General features: G+C 74.0%; 13 protein-coding genes. 7 read left to right on the top strand and 6 right to left on the bottom strand.

Annotation, left to right across the window (positions count from 1 at the left end; all coding sequences use genetic code 11):
* Positions 1-4: 4 nt before the first annotated feature.
* Positions 5-673 carry a cytochrome c3 family protein gene (locus M0638_RS24295; RefSeq protein ID WP_248669547.1) on the bottom strand — a complete coding sequence of 223 codons (669 nt, stop codon included), beginning with the start codon at positions 671-673 and terminating at the stop codon, positions 5-7.
* 513 nt (positions 674-1,186) lie between these two features.
* Entirely contained in the window at positions 1,187-1,477 is a 291-nt protein-coding gene (locus M0638_RS24290; protein WP_248669546.1) for a DUF6476 family protein, read from the bottom strand.
* Between M0638_RS24290 and M0638_RS24285 the strand changes: the two genes are divergently transcribed.
* Positions 1,476-2,483, top strand: coding sequence for an RluA family pseudouridine synthase (locus M0638_RS24285; RefSeq protein ID WP_408903670.1), 1,008 nt, complete (start codon positions 1,476-1,478; stop codon positions 2,481-2,483). The two genes, M0638_RS24290 and M0638_RS24285, sit on opposite strands and share 2 nt — an antisense overlap.
* Positions 2,484-2,982: 499 nt before the next feature.
* Complete coding sequence (locus M0638_RS24280) at positions 2,983-5,058, top strand: molybdopterin-containing oxidoreductase family protein (protein ID WP_248669545.1); 2,076 nt, start codon at positions 2,983-2,985, stop codon at positions 5,056-5,058.
* An 88-nt stretch (positions 5,059-5,146) separates the two neighbouring features.
* Here the strand turns inward: M0638_RS24280 and M0638_RS24275 are convergent, their stop codons facing one another.
* Positions 5,147-5,452 carry a hypothetical protein gene (locus tag M0638_RS24275; protein WP_248669544.1) on the bottom strand — a complete coding sequence of 102 codons (306 nt, stop codon included), beginning with the start codon at positions 5,450-5,452 and terminating at the stop codon, positions 5,147-5,149.
* Positions 5,453-6,207: 755 nt separating this feature from the next.
* Between M0638_RS24275 and M0638_RS24270 the strand changes: the two genes are divergently transcribed.
* The 3 genes from M0638_RS24270 (at position 6,208) to M0638_RS24260 (ending at position 7,967) form a co-directional block, all read left to right on the top strand.
* The gene (locus M0638_RS24270) at positions 6,208-7,275 is read left to right on the top strand and encodes a zinc-binding metallopeptidase family protein (protein ID WP_248669543.1); all 1,068 of its coding nucleotides are present in this window, start codon (positions 6,208-6,210) and stop codon (positions 7,273-7,275) included.
* Positions 7,276-7,485: 210 nt separating this feature from the next.
* A complete protein-coding gene (locus M0638_RS24265) occupies positions 7,486-7,800 on the top strand; it encodes a hypothetical protein (protein ID WP_248669542.1) in 315 nt (104 codons plus the stop codon).
* Complete coding sequence (locus M0638_RS24260; RefSeq protein ID WP_248669541.1) at positions 7,764-7,967, top strand: hypothetical protein; 204 nt, start codon at positions 7,764-7,766, stop codon at positions 7,965-7,967. Before M0638_RS24265 ends, M0638_RS24260 begins: the two co-directional genes overlap by 37 nt.
* Before the next feature lie 28 nt (positions 7,968-7,995).
* On the opposite strand, the gene M0638_RS24255 is transcribed toward M0638_RS24260, so the two are convergent.
* Both M0638_RS24255 and M0638_RS24250 read right to left on the bottom strand, forming a co-directional pair.
* A complete protein-coding gene (locus M0638_RS24255; RefSeq protein ID WP_248669540.1) occupies positions 7,996-9,042 on the bottom strand; it encodes an ABC transporter substrate-binding protein in 1,047 nt (348 codons plus the stop codon).
* A 469-nt stretch (positions 9,043-9,511) separates the two neighbouring features.
* Positions 9,512-9,865 carry a phage holin family protein gene (locus tag M0638_RS24250; protein ID WP_248669539.1) on the bottom strand — a complete coding sequence of 118 codons (354 nt, stop codon included), beginning with the start codon at positions 9,863-9,865 and terminating at the stop codon, positions 9,512-9,514.
* Positions 9,866-10,136: 271 nt separating this feature from the next.
* Here M0638_RS24250 and M0638_RS24245 point away from each other — a divergent pair, with 271 nt between their 5' ends.
* On the top strand, positions 10,137-11,009 hold the full coding sequence (locus M0638_RS24245; protein WP_248669538.1) for a Tll0287-like domain-containing protein: 873 nt from the start codon (positions 10,137-10,139) through the stop codon (positions 11,007-11,009).
* A gap of 163 nt (positions 11,010-11,172) precedes the next feature.
* Positions 11,173-12,705 carry a serine/threonine-protein kinase gene (locus tag M0638_RS24240; protein WP_248669537.1) on the top strand — a complete coding sequence of 511 codons (1,533 nt, stop codon included), beginning with the start codon at positions 11,173-11,175 and terminating at the stop codon, positions 12,703-12,705.
* A gap of 375 nt (positions 12,706-13,080) precedes the next feature.
* Here the strand turns inward: M0638_RS24240 and M0638_RS24235 are convergent, their stop codons facing one another.
* Positions 13,081-14,877, bottom strand: a complete 1,797-nt coding sequence (locus M0638_RS24235; RefSeq protein WP_345893067.1) for a DcaP family trimeric outer membrane transporter — start codon at positions 14,875-14,877, stop codon at positions 13,081-13,083.
* Between the last annotated feature and the right edge of the window lie 712 nt (positions 14,878-15,589).

The following is a 15,589-nucleotide window of genomic DNA, read 5'->3' as shown; positions in this document are numbered from 1 at the left end:
CCATTCATCGGTGGCAGGTCGAGCAACGGGTCAGGGCGGAGATCTCCACACCGAAATGCGCGAAGCGCCGGGCGCCGAGGCCGGTCAACGGTTCCGGCGGCGTATCGCCCGGCACCCCGCCCCGCGCCAGCACCGCCCCGGCGGGGCGGCGGCGCGGATCGGGGTCGCGATGGCAGTCGAGGCACCACTGCATGGAGAGCGTCTCGGCCCGCACCGTCTGCGGCATGGTCCGGACCTGTCCGTGGCAGGTCTCGCAGGGGACGCTGGCAGCCATGTGGGCGCCGTGGTGGAAGCGCACGTGGTCGGGCAACCGGCTCACCGAGGCCCAGGCCACCGGGGTATCGAGTGCCAGCGCCGAGCGCAGCGGCGCGAATTGCGCCGCGACGTTCCAGACCTGCCGATGGCAGCCGAGGCAGGTCTCGGCGGTGGGCATGCCGGCCGCCGCCTGCCGTTCCACCCCGGCGTGGCAGAGGCGGCAGTCGAGACCGAGTTGCCCGGCATGCACGGCATGGCTGAACGGGATGGGCTGGCGCGCCGGCACGCCCACCTGCCAGGCGGCGCCGGAGCGCGCGACGAAGAAGCCGGAGACCGCGAGGAAGGCAACGGCGGCAAGGCCCAGGCCGGCAGCGAGCCGCAGGCGGGAATCGGCGTGGCGCGAAAAGATCTGCGTCATCGTCCTCCGGCTGCGCCGTCACTGCCGCAAGACGAGGCGACCGCCCGTCGATGCGACGCGGCGGCTGTACCCGGACCCGGCCCTCTCCCGATACACGCATCAACAGTCGGGGCAAGGCATCGACCGATGGCGTGCCGGACAAATCCGCGCGTGGACCGGCCCGACGTCGCCGGCGCGGTCCGGCTGGATCGTGTTCCCGGTCGTGACGGAGGCCTTGGCGGAACCGTCAGCGCGCTGCGGTCGGGGAAGCGGCGACACGCGCGGGAGACGTCGTGGGAAGCTGGTCAGGCCATGGCGACACGGCCCCATGCCGACCCGTTTCCGGAAACCTACGCACGCCGGGCGGCCGCCCGCGAACCTGTCGCGTGACGCGAGGCGCTCGGACCGATCTCATGCCGTGGTCGCGGCGCGCGCGGGCAACCCGCGGGGCCGCGACGGCGCGGCCCCGATGCCGGTCGCCGCACCCGGCCACCAACCCCGCGCGCTACCGGCCGCGGATGGCCGGCGCCGGGATCACTCTCCCAGGCGGACCTCGCCGGCCGGCCGCAGGTTCCGTGGGTCGACCAGCAGCACGCGTTCCCCGTCCGGCCGCACCACCCAGATCGCCAGCCGCTCGCCGCTCGCCGCCATGCCCGCGATGCGCGTCCCTTCGGGCTGGCGCAGCGACAGGGGCGCCATGCCCTCCGCCACGGGCAGCCTTGCGCTGCCAAGACGCTGGACGATCACCGCCACCAGCGCCACGGTGCCGACCACGATCAGCACCCCCATCACACCGACCAGCCACTTGAGCGCCCGCAACGACATCTCCCCCGCCACCAATCCTCCGCAACCCGATATCCGGCAGGCCATCGCGCCGCCGGACTCGGCGGGGGAGCGGGTGGACCGCTTCCTTGCCGCGGCGATAGGCTCGCTGTCGCGCTCGCGCGTCAAGGCGCTGATCGAGGCCGGCGCCGTCAGTCGCGACGGCACGCCCGTCGCCGATCCCGCCGAGCCCGTCCGCGCCGGCGCCCGCTACGCCGTCGTCATCCCGCCCCCCGTCGACGCCGCGCCGCTGCCCCAGGCCATGCCGCTCACCATCCTGCACGAGGACCGGCATCTCATCGTGCTCGACAAGCCGGCGGGCCTCGTGGTGCATCCGGCCCCCGGCAACCTGGACGGCACGCTGGTCAACGCGCTGCTCGCCCACGCCGGCGACGACCTGCCGGGAATCGGGGGCGAGAAGCGCCCCGGGATCGTGCATCGGCTCGACAAGGACACTTCCGGCGTCATGGTCGTGGCCAAGACCGAACTCGCCCATCGCGCCCTCTCCGAAGCCTTCGCGGCGCGCGACCTCGACCGCGAGTACGTGGCGCTCGCCTGGGGCCTGCCGAACCCGGTCGCCGGCGAGATCGAGGGCGCGATCGGCCGCCATCCGACCGACCGCAAGCGCATGGCCGTGCTCACCGGGCGGGACGCGGCGCGCGGCAAGCCGGCGCTCACCCGCTACGCCACGGAGCGCGCCTGGGGTGCCGGCTGCGCGCTGCTGCGCTGCCGCCTCGCCACGGGCCGCACGCACCAGATCCGCGTCCACCTGTCGCAGATCGGGCACCCGCTGGTGGGCGACCCCGTCTATCTGCGCCGTGTCCCGGCCGCTTCCCGCACGCTGCCGCCGGAAACACGGGAGGGGCTGCTCGCCTTTCCCCGGCAGGCGCTGCATGCGGCGACGCTGGGCTTCCGCCACCCGGCCACGGGAGAGCCGTTGCGCTTCGCAAGCCCGCTTCCCGCGGACATGGCGGCCCTGCTGGCCCTGCTGGACGCCGATGCCGGCTGATCGCCCCCGGTCTCCCGCACAGGCCCGGCGAAGGCGGCCCGGACGGGCAGCGTCGGGTCGTCGTCTGCAGGGTGGCGGCGATCGCGTGGTCCGCGCGATGCCGGATGGCCTTCAGGCGTGGGCGCCAGCCCGGGATGGCCTCGTGGCGGGTTGGCCGCCGGGACGGCGGGCACGACCGGAACGGGTCAGCCGGGCTCGTCGGTGAACGGAACGTCTCGAGAGATGCGCAGGGGGTCACGTGCGGGCGATGGCCCGCCGCCGGTCGAGGTGCGGGTCCGGCGGAGCGGCGGCGCCGGCCGGCGGAGCCCGGGGCGCCGATGCCCGCCCGCCGCCTCCGGCCTTCCCTTCGGATCGCGGCACGGTATCCTCGGCTGATACGGCGCCGTGCGGGCACCATCGCGGCCCTGGCCGTTCCCCGCCCGTGCGGGCAGACTTCCGCCCCGGCCCCTGCCGCCCCGCAGGAGGCCCGGCCGCCACGACGCTGCACGGAGTCCGCCCGATGCCCGAGATCCGCCCCTCGGTCTGCCCGCATGACTGCCCCAGCACCTGCGCGCTGGAGGTGGAGGTGCTGGACGCGCGCACCATCGGCGCCGTGCGCGGGGCGGACAACCCGTACACGGCGGGCGTGATCTGCAACAAGGTGGCGCGCTACGCCGAGCGGGTGCACCACCCCGACCGGCTGCTGCACCCCATGCTGCGCGACGGGCCGAAGGGCAGCGGCCGGTTCCGCCGCATCGGCTGGGAGGAGGCGCTGGACCGCATCGCCGAAGGCTTCGCCGGGGCGGCGGCGCGGCACGGCAGCGAGTCGGTCTGGCCCTATTCCTCGGCCGGCACGATGGGCCTCGTGAACCGCGACGGCATCTTCCGCCTGCGCCACGCCATGCGCTGGTCCGGCCGCAAGGGCACGATCTGCACCGCCATCGCCGGCGCCGGCTGGACCGCCGGCTGCGGCCGCGTCACCGGCGTCGACTCCCGGGAGATGGCGCGCTCGGATCTCGTCGTGCTCTGGGGAACCAACCCGGTCTCCACCCAGGTCAACGTGATGAGCCACGCCACGCGCGCCCGCAAGGAGCGCGGGGCGAAGCTGGTCGCGATCGATCCCTACCGCACCGGCGCTGCCGCCGCCGCCGACCTGCACCTGGCGCTGCGCCCGGGCACCGACGCGGCGCTGGCCTGCGCCGTGATGCATTGCGCCTTCCGCGACGGCCTCGCCGACCGCGACTACATGGCGCGGTACGCCGACGATCCGGCGGCGCTGGAGGCGCATCTCGCGACGCGCGGCCCGGACTGGGCGGCGCCGATCACCGGGCTCACCGTCGCGGCGATCGAGGAATTCGCGCGGCTCTACAATTCGACGCCGCGCGCCTACATCCGCGTCGGCTTCGGCTTCACGCGGGGGCGCAACGGCGCCGTCTCGATGCACGCCGTCACCTGCCTGCCCACCGTCACAGGCAAGTGGCGGCACGAGGGCGGCGGCGCGCTGTGGAACAACCGCGGCATCTACGCCTGGGACAAGTCGCTGATCGAGGGCACCGCCTGGCGCGACCCCTCGGTGCGCGAGCTGGACATGAGCCGCATCGCCAGCATCCTCACCGGCGACCTGGACGCGCTGCAGGGCGGCCCGTCCGTGCACGCCCTGCTGGTGCAGAGCGGCAACCCGGCCTCCACCTGCCCGGACAGCAACCGCGTCCGCGCCGGGCTGCTGCGCGAGGACCTGTTCACCGTGGTCCACGAGCAGTTCATGACCGAGACGGCGCGGTACGCCGACATCCTGCTGCCCGCCACCATGTTCCTGGAGCACGACGACATCTACCAGGCGAGCGGGCACAGCCACATCCAGATCGGGCGGCGGGTGATCGAGCCGCCGGGCGAGGCGCGCTCCAACCACGAGCTGGTCTGCGCCCTGGCGCAGCGCCTGGGCCTCGACGACCCGACCTTCCGCATGACGGGGCTGGAACTCGCCGACGCGACGCTGCGCGCCTCCGGCTACCCCGGCGCCGAGGAAATGACGGAACGCCGCTGGCTCGACGTGCAGCCGCCCTTCGAGCGGGCGCATTTCCTCGACGGCTTCGGCCATCCGGACGGGCGCTTCCGCTTCCGCGCCGACTGGCGCGCGCTGGGCGACACGGAAGGCCGGCTGCCCGCCCTGCCCGACTGGGCGCCACTGGTCGACGCCGCCACCGAGGAACGGCCGCTGCGCCTGGTCGCGGCACCGGCAAGGCAATTCCTCAACTCGACCTTCACCGAGACCCCCAACGCCCGGAAGCGCGAGGGGCGGCCGCAGGCGATGGTCTGCCCCGAGGACGCGGCGCGGCTCGGCATCGCTGACGGCGCGCTGGTGCGCCTCGGCAATGCGCGCGGCGAGGTGGTGCTGCATGCCCGGCACGTGCCCGGGCAGACGCCGGGGACGGTGGTGGTGGAGAGCGTCTGGCCCGCCGCCGCCTTCGGCGGGCCCGGCGCCGGCATCAACGCGCTGACCAGCGACGAGCCGGCCCTGCCGGCCGGCGGCGCGGTGTTCCACGACACGGCGGTGTGGATGCGGGCCGAGGCGGCGGTGGCGCTGGCGGCGGCGTGAGGCGATAGACCGCGAGGAGGGGGCGGGGACGGCGCGTTCGTGTTCCTGAACGGTTTTCGTTCGACCTGAATCGCTGAGGGTTCAACGCTCACATCTGAAAAGAAAACAGCAACTGTAATGGTAGGCGGCGCCGAAGCGCGCCCACCGCCAGGATGGCCACCTGACGCACGGCATCGGGCAGGATGCGGAAGGCCGTCATGGCCTGGGTGGCGCCCCGGAAGGCCGTGCCCACCTCCGGCTGGTGCAGCCAGGCGTTCCAGGGGCCGAGCATCGCCCCGTCCTCGCGCATGGTGGTGAAGAGGTCGTACCTGGCGGCGACCCCCGCCCGCATGGCGTCGTAGAGGGGGCGCTGCCGCGGGGTGAGGCTGGACGGCGCGAGTGGGGGCAGGCGCATCCCTCGGGTCTCCTTCGGGCCTCGGCGGTGGGCGGGCTCTCGGCCGCGCGGCGCACCGCCCGCCGCCATGCCGGATCGGCTGCCGCGGCCACCATGATGGGAGGAAGCTCGCCGCGGCGAAATCATCCCTTCGGATGGCTGGCGGAACCCCGGACGGTACGCTACGCGCCGCCGGGGCGGCCTGCCCTGGCCCGATCGGGGCGCGTCGCGGGTACCACGCCCTCGGGCATGTCCGCCCTCCATGCACGCCAATCCTGCGATAGGTCGACGATGCCCCGCCCTGCCCCCGCCCCGGCAGTGCCTCGCCGGCATGTCGCCGATGCCGCCCGAGGCGCTGCCCCGCCCCGGGTCCGTTCACGAGGTCAGCGTTTCGCGCAACCTCGGATAGGCCCCGTCGAGGCGCTGTTCGCCCAGCGCCGCCAGCCGCGGCGCCACGATGCCCGGGGCCGATACCCCGGAACAGCGAGTCCTGACCGAAGGCAACGAGTTGCGTGGCCGGCGGTACCTGCACCGCGCGCTGCGACCGGCCCGGCAGGCTCTCCGGGCGGCGTCATGCTGCCCGAAGGCGGCAGCATCGGGACGAGGACCGGCAGGCGAGCGGGGCGGACCACACCCGTCGGGCCGGCTTCGCCGGCGTCCCGGACCCCCGGCGCGGCGCGCACCCGGCGGCCCCGGCCGCATATCTCGCATGCACGCGGAACCCCGGGCGCGCCGGGCGTTGTCGCCGCAGCGAGATCCACCTCTGGAACGACCCCATGAACCTCTTCAAGTGCCAGTCCTGCGGGCAGGTCCTCTATTTCGAGAACACCCATTGCGAACGTTGCCAGCACCGGCTGGGCTACATCCCGGCGCTCGGCACCCTCTCGGCGCTGGAGCCGGCGGGGGGCGAGAACTGGACCGCCCTGGCCGACCAGGGCGGCCGCCAGTACCGCTTCTGCGACAATGCCGAGCACGACGTGTGCAACTGGCTGGTCGAGGCGGACTCGCCGGAGCGCTTCTGCGCCGCCTGCCGCCACAACCACACCATTCCCGACCTCTCGGTGGACGACAACCTAACGCGCTGGCGCAAGCTGGAATACGCCAAGCACCGGCTGTTCTACACCCTCATCAAGCTCGGCCTGCCCACGCAGAACCGCATCGACGACCCGCAGCACGGGCTGGAATTCGACTTCAAGGGCGATCCGGTCGATGGCGGCCCGCACGTCATGACCGGCCACGACGAGGGCATCATCACCATCGCCCTGAAGGAGTCGGACGACGCCGAGCGCGAGAAGATGCGCGAGGAGATGGGCGAGTACTACCGCACCGTGCTCGGCCACTTCCGGCACGAGGTCGGCCACTACTACTGGGACGTGCTGGTGCGCGACGGCGGCCACCTCGATTCCTGCCGCCAGGTCTTCGGCGACGACCGGCTGGACTACAACCAGGCCCTGCAGGACCGCTACGCCAACGGCGTGCCGCCGGACTGGCAGGAGAACTTCGTCAGCGCCTATGCGAGCGTGCACCCCTGGGAGGACTTCGCCGAGACCTGGGCGCACTACCTGCACATCATCGACACGGTGGAGACCGCCGGCGCCTTCGGCATCAGCATCGACCCGAAGATCGCCGACACCGACGCGCTGAGCACCGAGGTGGACTTCGAGCCGCACAAGGCGAAGAATTTCCAGAAGGTGATCGACGCCTGGCTGCCGCTGACCTTCGCCGTCAACAGCCTCAACCGCTCCATGGGCCTCGCCGACATGTACCCGTTCGTGCTGTCGCCGGCCGTGGTCCACAAGCTCGGCTACATCCACGACCTCGTGCACGGGCAGGTTCAGAACTGATCCGGGCTGGGTCGCCGGCAGGCATGCCGGCAGCGGGGAAGGCCCGCCTTCCCGGGGCCCCAGCCACCCCGGGAAGGCCTCCGCCCGTCCCGGACCCAGCCCGTCAGGAGGGCGAAGCGCTCCCGGACGCCTTTCCGTTCGGGGCGCGCGGATCCGGACGCCCGGGCCGTCTCCCCACCCGCCGGCGATCCGTCGTAGGCTCCGTGGCCCATGCGGATCCGGCCGGTGCAGCTCTTCCTCGATCTCGACGGCGTGCTCGCCGATTTCGACCGTGGCGTCCGGACGGTGACCGGCCGCCCGCCCGAGGAATTGCCGCTGCCCGCCATGTGGCGCGCCCTGGCCCGCCACCCGGACTTCTTCGACACGCTGGAGTTCATGGCGGATGCCGAGGCGCTCTGGCGCTTCTGCGCCCCGCACCACCCGACCGTGCTGACCGGCCTGCCGCTCGGCAGCTGGGCCCGGCGCAGAAGCGGCGCTGGGTGGCGCGCATGCTCGGCGCCCGCGTCACCGTCATCACCTGCATGAGCCGCGAGAAGCCGCGCTGGTCCGGCCCCGGCCATGTGCTGGTGGACGACCGCGCCGCGGCGCGCGAGGGCTGGGAGGCGAAGGGCGGCACCTTCGTCCACCACCGCTCGGCCGAATCCTCGGTCGCGGCGCTGCGGGCGCTGGGCTTCGACGGGAAGGGGCCGTGAACGCCGGCTCCTCCCCGGCGCCGGCGGCTCAGCCCGGCATGCGCTCCGCCTTGGGCGGCAGGAAGCGGTCGGTGACCATGCTCTCGGGCGCGGGCGGGTTGGCGATGCCGTAGGCCTCGGCATTGGCCCGCACCAGCGCCGCGGTGCGTTCCGGGCTGGTCACGCCGAAGCCGCCCTCCTTCACGTTGGGCGTCAGGATCGAGCGGTCGCGCACCATGAACCAGCGCCGCTTCTCCAGCGCCTCGTCGAACAGCGGGTCGCGCTTCTTCAGCGCCGCCATGCCGGCATCCGGCTCGGCCATCAGCATCCTGAGGCCGGCGATCGAGGAGCGCACGAAGGCCCCCGCCGCCTCGGCGTTGCGCTCCAGCCAGTCGGCGCGCACCAGGATGGCGTTGCCGTAGATGTCGAGCCCGTTCTCGGCATAGGGGAAGCTGACGATGTCGGATTCCGGCACGTTGATGCCGACCAGGTTGAAGTGGACGGTGAACAGGTAGCCCGTCACCGCGTCCACGTCGCCGCGCACCAGCATGGTGTCGCGCAGGTTCGGCACCATCGAGGTCCAGCGTATGCCCGTGGTGTCGACATGCGCCGCGCGCGCGAAGGCGGGGAAGAGCAGGCGGCTCGCCTCGGCCTCCGGTGCGCCGAGCTTGCGGCCCTTGAGGTCGGCCGGCGTCGCGATGCCGCTCTTCTTCAGCGCGACCACGGCCGCCGGGGTGCGGTCGAACACCACGTAGATGCCGACCACGCGCTTGTCCGGGTTCTCGGCGTTGAACTTCACCGCCGCGTTGAGGTCGCCGAAGCCGATGTCGTAGGCGCCGGAGGCCACCTTCACCACCGTGTCGCCGCTGCCGAAGCCGCGGTCCATGCGCACGGCGAGGCCGTTCTGGCGGAACACGCCGCGGTCGTCGGCCAGCGCCCACATGGCGTGGTTGCCCTGCAGCGCCCAGTCCAGCGCGAAGCGGATCGGCTTCGGCGCGGTCCCCTGCGCCAGCGCCCCGGGGGCCAGCACGGCGGGCGCGGCGAGGCCGGAGGCACCGAGCGCGGCGGCGCCGGCCAGGAGAGAGCGTCGGTTCATCGGATCCTCACGGGTTGGGGGCGCCGCGCGGCGCGTGGCGGAAGCGAAGCTGCGCGATGGTGCAGGCAAGGAGCGCGCCACGCCGGCCCGGGATGCGCCGGGGCGACTCGCCCGGACGCCGCCGACGGACCATGCCATCCACGCCGCCCGTCGGGCGTGCCGGCGGGGGCGGATGGCGTGGGGGCGGCGTTCCGGGCGGCGGCGTCATCCTCGCCGGTCGGGATGCCATGTTTCGGGCGGCGCCACCAGTTCCCCGTGCTCCGGATGACGATGCCGGCGAGGCGGCGGCCGGGGGGGCGCCCAGCGGGGCTGCCCAGCGGGGCTGTCCAGTGGGGCTGTCCAGCGGGGGCGCTTCGCCGGCTGCCGGTCCGCCGCAGCCGGCCCGCCGTGGGTCAGCCCCCGACGGGCTCGGCTCCCATCGGGCTCAACCCCAACAGGCTCAACTCCAGCAGGCTCAACCCCAACAAGCTTAACCCATGTCGGCGGCGCCCGTGGCGGCGCTCACGGCCCAACTCACCAGCCAGACGACGATGGCGCCGAACACCGCCGACCAGAAGCCGGCGACGTGCATGCCCGGCAGCAGCGCGGCGGTCAGCCCGAGCATCGCCGCGTTCACCACGAACAGGAACAGGCCGAGCGTCAGGATGGTGAGCGGCAGGGTCATGATCACGAAGATCGGCCGCACCACCGCGTTGACGATGCCGAACAGGATGGCGGCCAGGATCAGCGTGCCGGTGCTGTCGAAGCGCAGGCCGCCCACCACGGCGGCCGCCACCCAGAGCGCGACCGCCGTCACCAGGGTGCGGATGAGGAAGCCGGTCATCTAGATCCTCTCGCGTTGGAACCGCGCCGGTAACGCCACCGGCGGCGGGGGGTTGCCGCCCGGTGTGCCGCCCGGCGCCATCACCCGGCATCTCACCGGGGCTGGACCTGGGCGCCGGCGTGGCGGCGGGGACACGTTCCGGGGTCGATTGGAGGGATGACGGGGGCAATCGGCGCGGGTGAAGAAACCGAAAGTAGCAAATTATTCCGGCTCATTATACTTCCGGTCTTCCGCCTCGGCGCCCGGGCGCCGGCAAGAACGAAAAGCTGCCATGGGCCTGCGAACGAAATTCAACCTCGCGCTGATCTCGACCTTCCTGCTCGGCTTCGCGATCGCCTGGTACTTCCTGCAGCAGCAATTCGTGGCCCATGCCCGCGACGAGGTGCTGCAGGATGCGCGCATCATGATGAGCGCGGCCTCGGCGGTGCGCGGCTACACGGCGCGCGAGATCGCCCCGCTGCTGGTCCATGCCAATACCGGCCGGTTCGAGCCGGCCTCGGTCCCCTCCTACGCCGCGCAGACCAATTTCCGCACCGTGCAGGCACAGTTCTCCGACTACACCTACCGCGAGCCGGCGCTGAACCCGACCAACCCCACCGACCGCGCCACGGACTGGGAGGCGGACTTCATCAACGCCTTCCGCAACCGCCCCGGCCTCGCCGAGCTGGTGGGCGAGCGCGACACCCCGACCGGCCGGGCGCTGAGCCTGGCGCGGCCGATCAACGTGGGCGACATGCAGTGCCTCACCTGCCACAGCACGCCCGACCGCGCCCCGGCCTCGATGATCTCGGCCTACGGCCCGACCAACGGCTTCGGCTGGCAGCTCGGCGAGACGGTGGCGGCGCAGGTCGTCTCCGTGCCGATGGCGCTGGCGCTCGACCGCGCCAACAGCAAGTTCGTCGCCGCGATGCAGATCCTGTGCGGCGTGTTCCTGGCGATCATGGTGGTGCTGAACCTCATGCTGCACTTCCTGGTCATCCGCCCGGTGCTGCGCCTGTCGCGGATCGCCAGCGCCGTCAGCCTCGGCGAGCCGGGGGTGGAGGAATTCCAGGCTGAGGGCCGCGACGAGATCGCCGGGCTTTCACGCTCCCTCAACCGGATGCGCCGCAGCCTCGACAGCGCCATGAGCATGCTCGACGCATGAGCCTCCCCCCGATGGCCGGGCCGCGACGCCCGCCCCGCCAGGGCGGCGCGGCGCCACCACGCCCCGGCACGGCCGGGGCGCCGGCCGGCCACGCCCGCCTCCCGGCACGGGCGCGCGGTGTCCGGCGAAGCGGCCGGCGAGGCCCGTGGCGAGCGGACCGGCGATGAGCGACACGACGGGCGCCGCCACCGCGCTGCCCCCGCTCGGCCGCTACCGGCCGAAGGCGGTGCTCGGCCGTGGCGCCATGGGCGTGGTGTACCGCGCGCACGACCCGCTGATCGACCGCGCCGTCGCGGTCAAGGTGATGCGCGCCGACGCGATCGAGCCGGCGCTGCGCGCCGAGTACCTGGCGCGCTTCCGGCAGGAGGTGCGCGCGGCGGCGCGCGCCACCCACCCGGCCATCGTCGCCGTGCACGACTTCGGCGATGCCGGCACGCCGGAGGAACCGGCGCCCTTCCTGGTCATGGAACTGGTCGAGGGGCCGAGCCTCGCGGCCATCCTGCGCGATCCGGCGCGGCGCGCGGCGGCGGCGCGCGACGGGCTGGGCCCGGGCAGCGTGCTGCCGCCGGTGCTGGACGCGCTGGGCGCCGCGCACGCGCTCGGCATCGTCCACCGCGACATCAAGCCCGCCAACATCCTGATCGCGCCGGACGGCCGCCCGCGCATCACCGACTTCGGCATCGCACGCCTCGGCCGCACGGACCGCACGGCGCTGACCGCCGATGGCGGGCTGATCGGCACCCCCGCCTACATGGCGCCCGAGCAGGCGCGGGGCACGGCGGTGGACCACCGCGCCGACCTCTTCGCCGCCGCCGCCGTGCTCTACGAGATGCTCTGCGGCCATCCCCCGTTCGGCGGCGGCGGCCTCAGCCAGACCATCCTGCGGCTCGCCAGCCCCGATCCCGCGCCGATGGCGCCGGTCGAGGCGGCCGCCCCCGCCTTCGTGCCGCTGCTGCGCCGCGCCCTGGCCAAGCCGCCCGAGGAGCGTTTCGCCACCGCCGCCGCCTTCGCCGCGGCGCTGCGGTCGCTGCTCGCCGGTCCCGGCGGCGAGGCGGCCGCGACGGTGCTGCTCGCCCGGCCGGGGGCCGGCCCGCCCGCCGAGCCCGGCAGCCGCGGCGGCACGGCGGGAATCCCCGCGGCGGGGCTCGCGGCCGCCTTCGACGCCACGCTGCTCTCGGCCATGGCGCAGGACCTTGCCCGCCACCTCGGCCCGATCGCGCAGACCCTGGTGCGCCGCGCCGCCGCCCGTGCCACGGACCGGGAGTCGCTGTGCCAGTCGCTGGTCGCGCACCTGGACCGCGCCGAGGACCGCACCGTCTTCCTGCGCCGCCACGGCACGGATCCGGGCCTGCCGGGTTCGCGCCCGGGCTCACAGGCCGGCTCGCGGGACGGCTCCCGTGCCGGTTCCCTGGCGAGGCATGGCCGACCGGCGGACGGCACCGGCATCGGCGCCACCATGCCCGGCGCATCGTCCGCGACGACGCCGGCTCAGCCCGGCCCGGCGGCGCTGGAGGCGCTGCAGACGGCGCTGGCGGTCTTCGTCGGCCCGATCGCCCGCGTGCTGCTGCGCCGCACCGCCGCCGAGGCCGGCGGTCTCGACGACCTGATCGAGCGCCTTGCCGCCCAGGTGCCGCCCCAGGATGCCGCGCGCTTCCGGCAGAAGGCGCGGGCGGGGCTGGACGCGGCGCGGCGCTGAGCCGGACGGCGCGGCAGGGTGCGGCGGCGCCGGATCGTTCCGCCTGCCCGGGACCGCGGCGCCCGGACCGTCACCCGCCGGACGCCTCCCATCGGACGCCTCCCACCGGGACTGGCCGCATCCGTGACCCGGATCGCCCCCGCTGCCGCGTTCCGTCCGGCATGCGGATGGTCGAGGAGAGGCTGGCGTTTCGTGGCATCGCGGCGAGCCACGGGGTGCCGTTGCGAAGGTGGTCGGGGCCTGCGCCCGCAACGCGGCTCGGCCCGCCGGCGGTGTCCCCCGAGCCACCCGTGCCGCCGACCTCGACATCCGCCTCATCCACCACCGCCTGCGCCGCCCACCGCCTGCGTCGCCCACCGCTTGCGTCGCTGGGTCTCAGAACCGCGCGATGGCGGCGAACATGAAGCGGTTGGCGATGCCGTGGCCGACCGCGCCCGGCCCCGCCATGGTGGCGCCGCCGAGCAGGTCGCGCCGCGTGAACAGGTATTCGAGCCCGAGATCGAGCCAGCCGCTGCCGAACACGCCGTTGCGTACCTCGGCGAAGGGGCTCCAGATCAGGTTGGCGAAGACCTGGTGCATCTCGCGGTTCAGTGACAGCGCCGCCGCCGAGCCCGGCGTGAAGTCGCGCGCGTAGCCCGGATAGTCCTGCCGCGCGTAGGCGTAGGAGAAGTTGCTGCGCAGCTGCGTCGTCCAGAAGCGGCGATAGGCCGCGACCGCGCCCCAGCTCGGGATCGAGTCCAGCCGCACGTCGCCGGCATGGCTCGCCAGCCCGATCGTCGAGAGCGCGTCCTGGCCGAAGGTGTTGCCGCCGAAGTAGCGGCCGATCCCTTCGCCGTAGAAGGCCATGCCGATCACCTCGTCCGTGCCGAACGCGTCGGAGAGCCAGCGCATCGGCAGCCGGCCATGCGCGGCGAGGCCCCAGCCCAGCGTGCGCCGCGTCACCGCGGGGTCCGCCACGGCGGTGCCGGCGGTGCGTATCTGCAGCTCCCGCAGCATGCCGCGCACGCCCAGCTCGGCGCCGTCCTCGCGCCAGGTCAGCCGGCCGAGGAAGTCGGGCATGGCGTTGAAGGCCGGGCTGGCGCCGCCATCGACGTTGCTGCTGGGCGTGACGACGCCGGCGGCCGAGGTGTACTGCGTCTCCGGCGCCTCGATCGAGAACTGCCCGGTCAGCCCCGGCGCCAGCCGCCCCGTCACCCGCAGCTGCGCCTGGCGGACGAAGGACTGGTTCAGGTTGGTCGCGTCGATCAGCGTCTCGAACAGCCCCTCGTTCCAGAGGCTGTTCGCCTGGCCGGCCAGCACGCGGAAGGCATCCGTGCCCAGCTCGGCCCAGGCCTGGCGCAGCCGGAAGGTGGCGTTGGAGGAGGTCGGCGCGCCACCGCCGAAATCGCCCTCCAGGCGGGTTTCCAGCGTGCCCCAGCCGGTCAGGGTGCGGGTGTCGACGCCGAAGCGGCTGAAGCGGGCCGACATGCCGAAGTCGCCGCCCTGGCGGTCGGCGTTGCTGCCGGTGAGCGGGATGCCGGAAGGCGGCGGCGTGTCGGTCTGGTTGCGGCCGTTGAGGTCGGTGTAGCCGGTCAGCTTGGCGAAGCCGTAGAGGCGCACCTGGGTGTCGGTACCCGGCACCCGGAAGGCGATGCCGGGCAGGTCGGCGCGCAGCGCGTCCTCGAAGGCGCGGCCCATCGGCTCGGGCGGCGCCAGGCCGGGCACGTTCTGCTCCAGCCGCAGGGCGGGGCCGCTCGCCACCTGGCCGGCTTCGGCCGCCCGCCGCTCCGCCTCCCGCGCCGAGGCCTGGGCGGCCGCGGCGGCGGCCTGGGCCTCGGCCGCCGCCTGCCGCGCGGCCCGCAGCTCGGTCTGCGCGGCGCCGTGGTCGGCCACGCCGGTGGCCGGGACGGGCTCGCCCCGCGCGACGGGCGCACGGGCGGCCGTGGTGGCGTTGCGCGGGGCACGGGCAGCGGCGGCCTGCCCGCCGGCTCGGGGCCCGCGCGATTCGAGCTGCTCCAGCCGGTGCCGCAACTCGTCGAGCTGGCGACGGAGCTCGGCGATGGTCGCGGCGTCGCCGGCCGGTGCCTGCGCCATCGCCGCCGCCGCCCCGCCCAGCCAGCACAGCGTCGCCGCGGCGAGGAGGCGTGGCGCGCCGGCGCCGCGCCGCCGCGCCCGATCGACCAGTGCCGGCACGCCGCGCCGAATACCTTCCCGGGCGACCACGGCGGCGTCATCCGCGGCACGCGCCGCCGCGAGGCGTGGCCGCTCGGCCCCGCGGCACCCCGCATCCCGTTGGCCATGGAAGCGGGAAGGTTCCGGTGCGGACGCGGCAACGCGCGGGAGCATCGCGGAAGACACGGCATTCTGCTCCGTCAGGATCGCCGCGGAGCGTATTTCGCGGGTTTTTCCGCAACAATATGACTGCCGTACCGCTGCTGTGCAGGATGTCCCAGCGCCTCGCCGGGCATCGGGCCGCTTTCAGGCGGCCATTCTACGGCGAACCGCAGTCCGGTCGGGACTGCGGTTCGCTGTCGCTCGTTGTTCCCGGCGCGGCTTCACGCCGCCGGGCGTGTCCACCCGACGGCGATCCGCTCTAGGCCACGGATCCGCGCAATCCGTTGGTTCGGGCCATCCCGCTTCGAGCCACCGCCACCCCGTTCCGTCCCCGACCATCGCGAGCCGATCATGGTCGAGAGCCGGAGGCGGTGGTTCGACGCCGCCGGCCGACGTTTCAGCCGCTGCCGGAATCTCCGCCGACGTCGGAGACCTGCCTCTCCGCCCGGCCGCTCCGCCACGCCCCACCTGCCCATACCCGTGATGGGATCACGAATCCCGGCGAAGCCCGCCGGCGTGTCGCCGCGTCAGACCTCCGAGCCAGTCGGGAATTCCGGCCTGCGCTTCTCCA

Source organism: Roseomonas acroporae, from assembly GCF_023223525.1.
GTDB classification, from domain to species: Bacteria; Pseudomonadota; Alphaproteobacteria; order Acetobacterales; family Acetobacteraceae; genus Roseomonas_E; species Roseomonas_E acroporae.
This window is presented reverse-complemented; position numbering and strand designations above follow the sequence as displayed.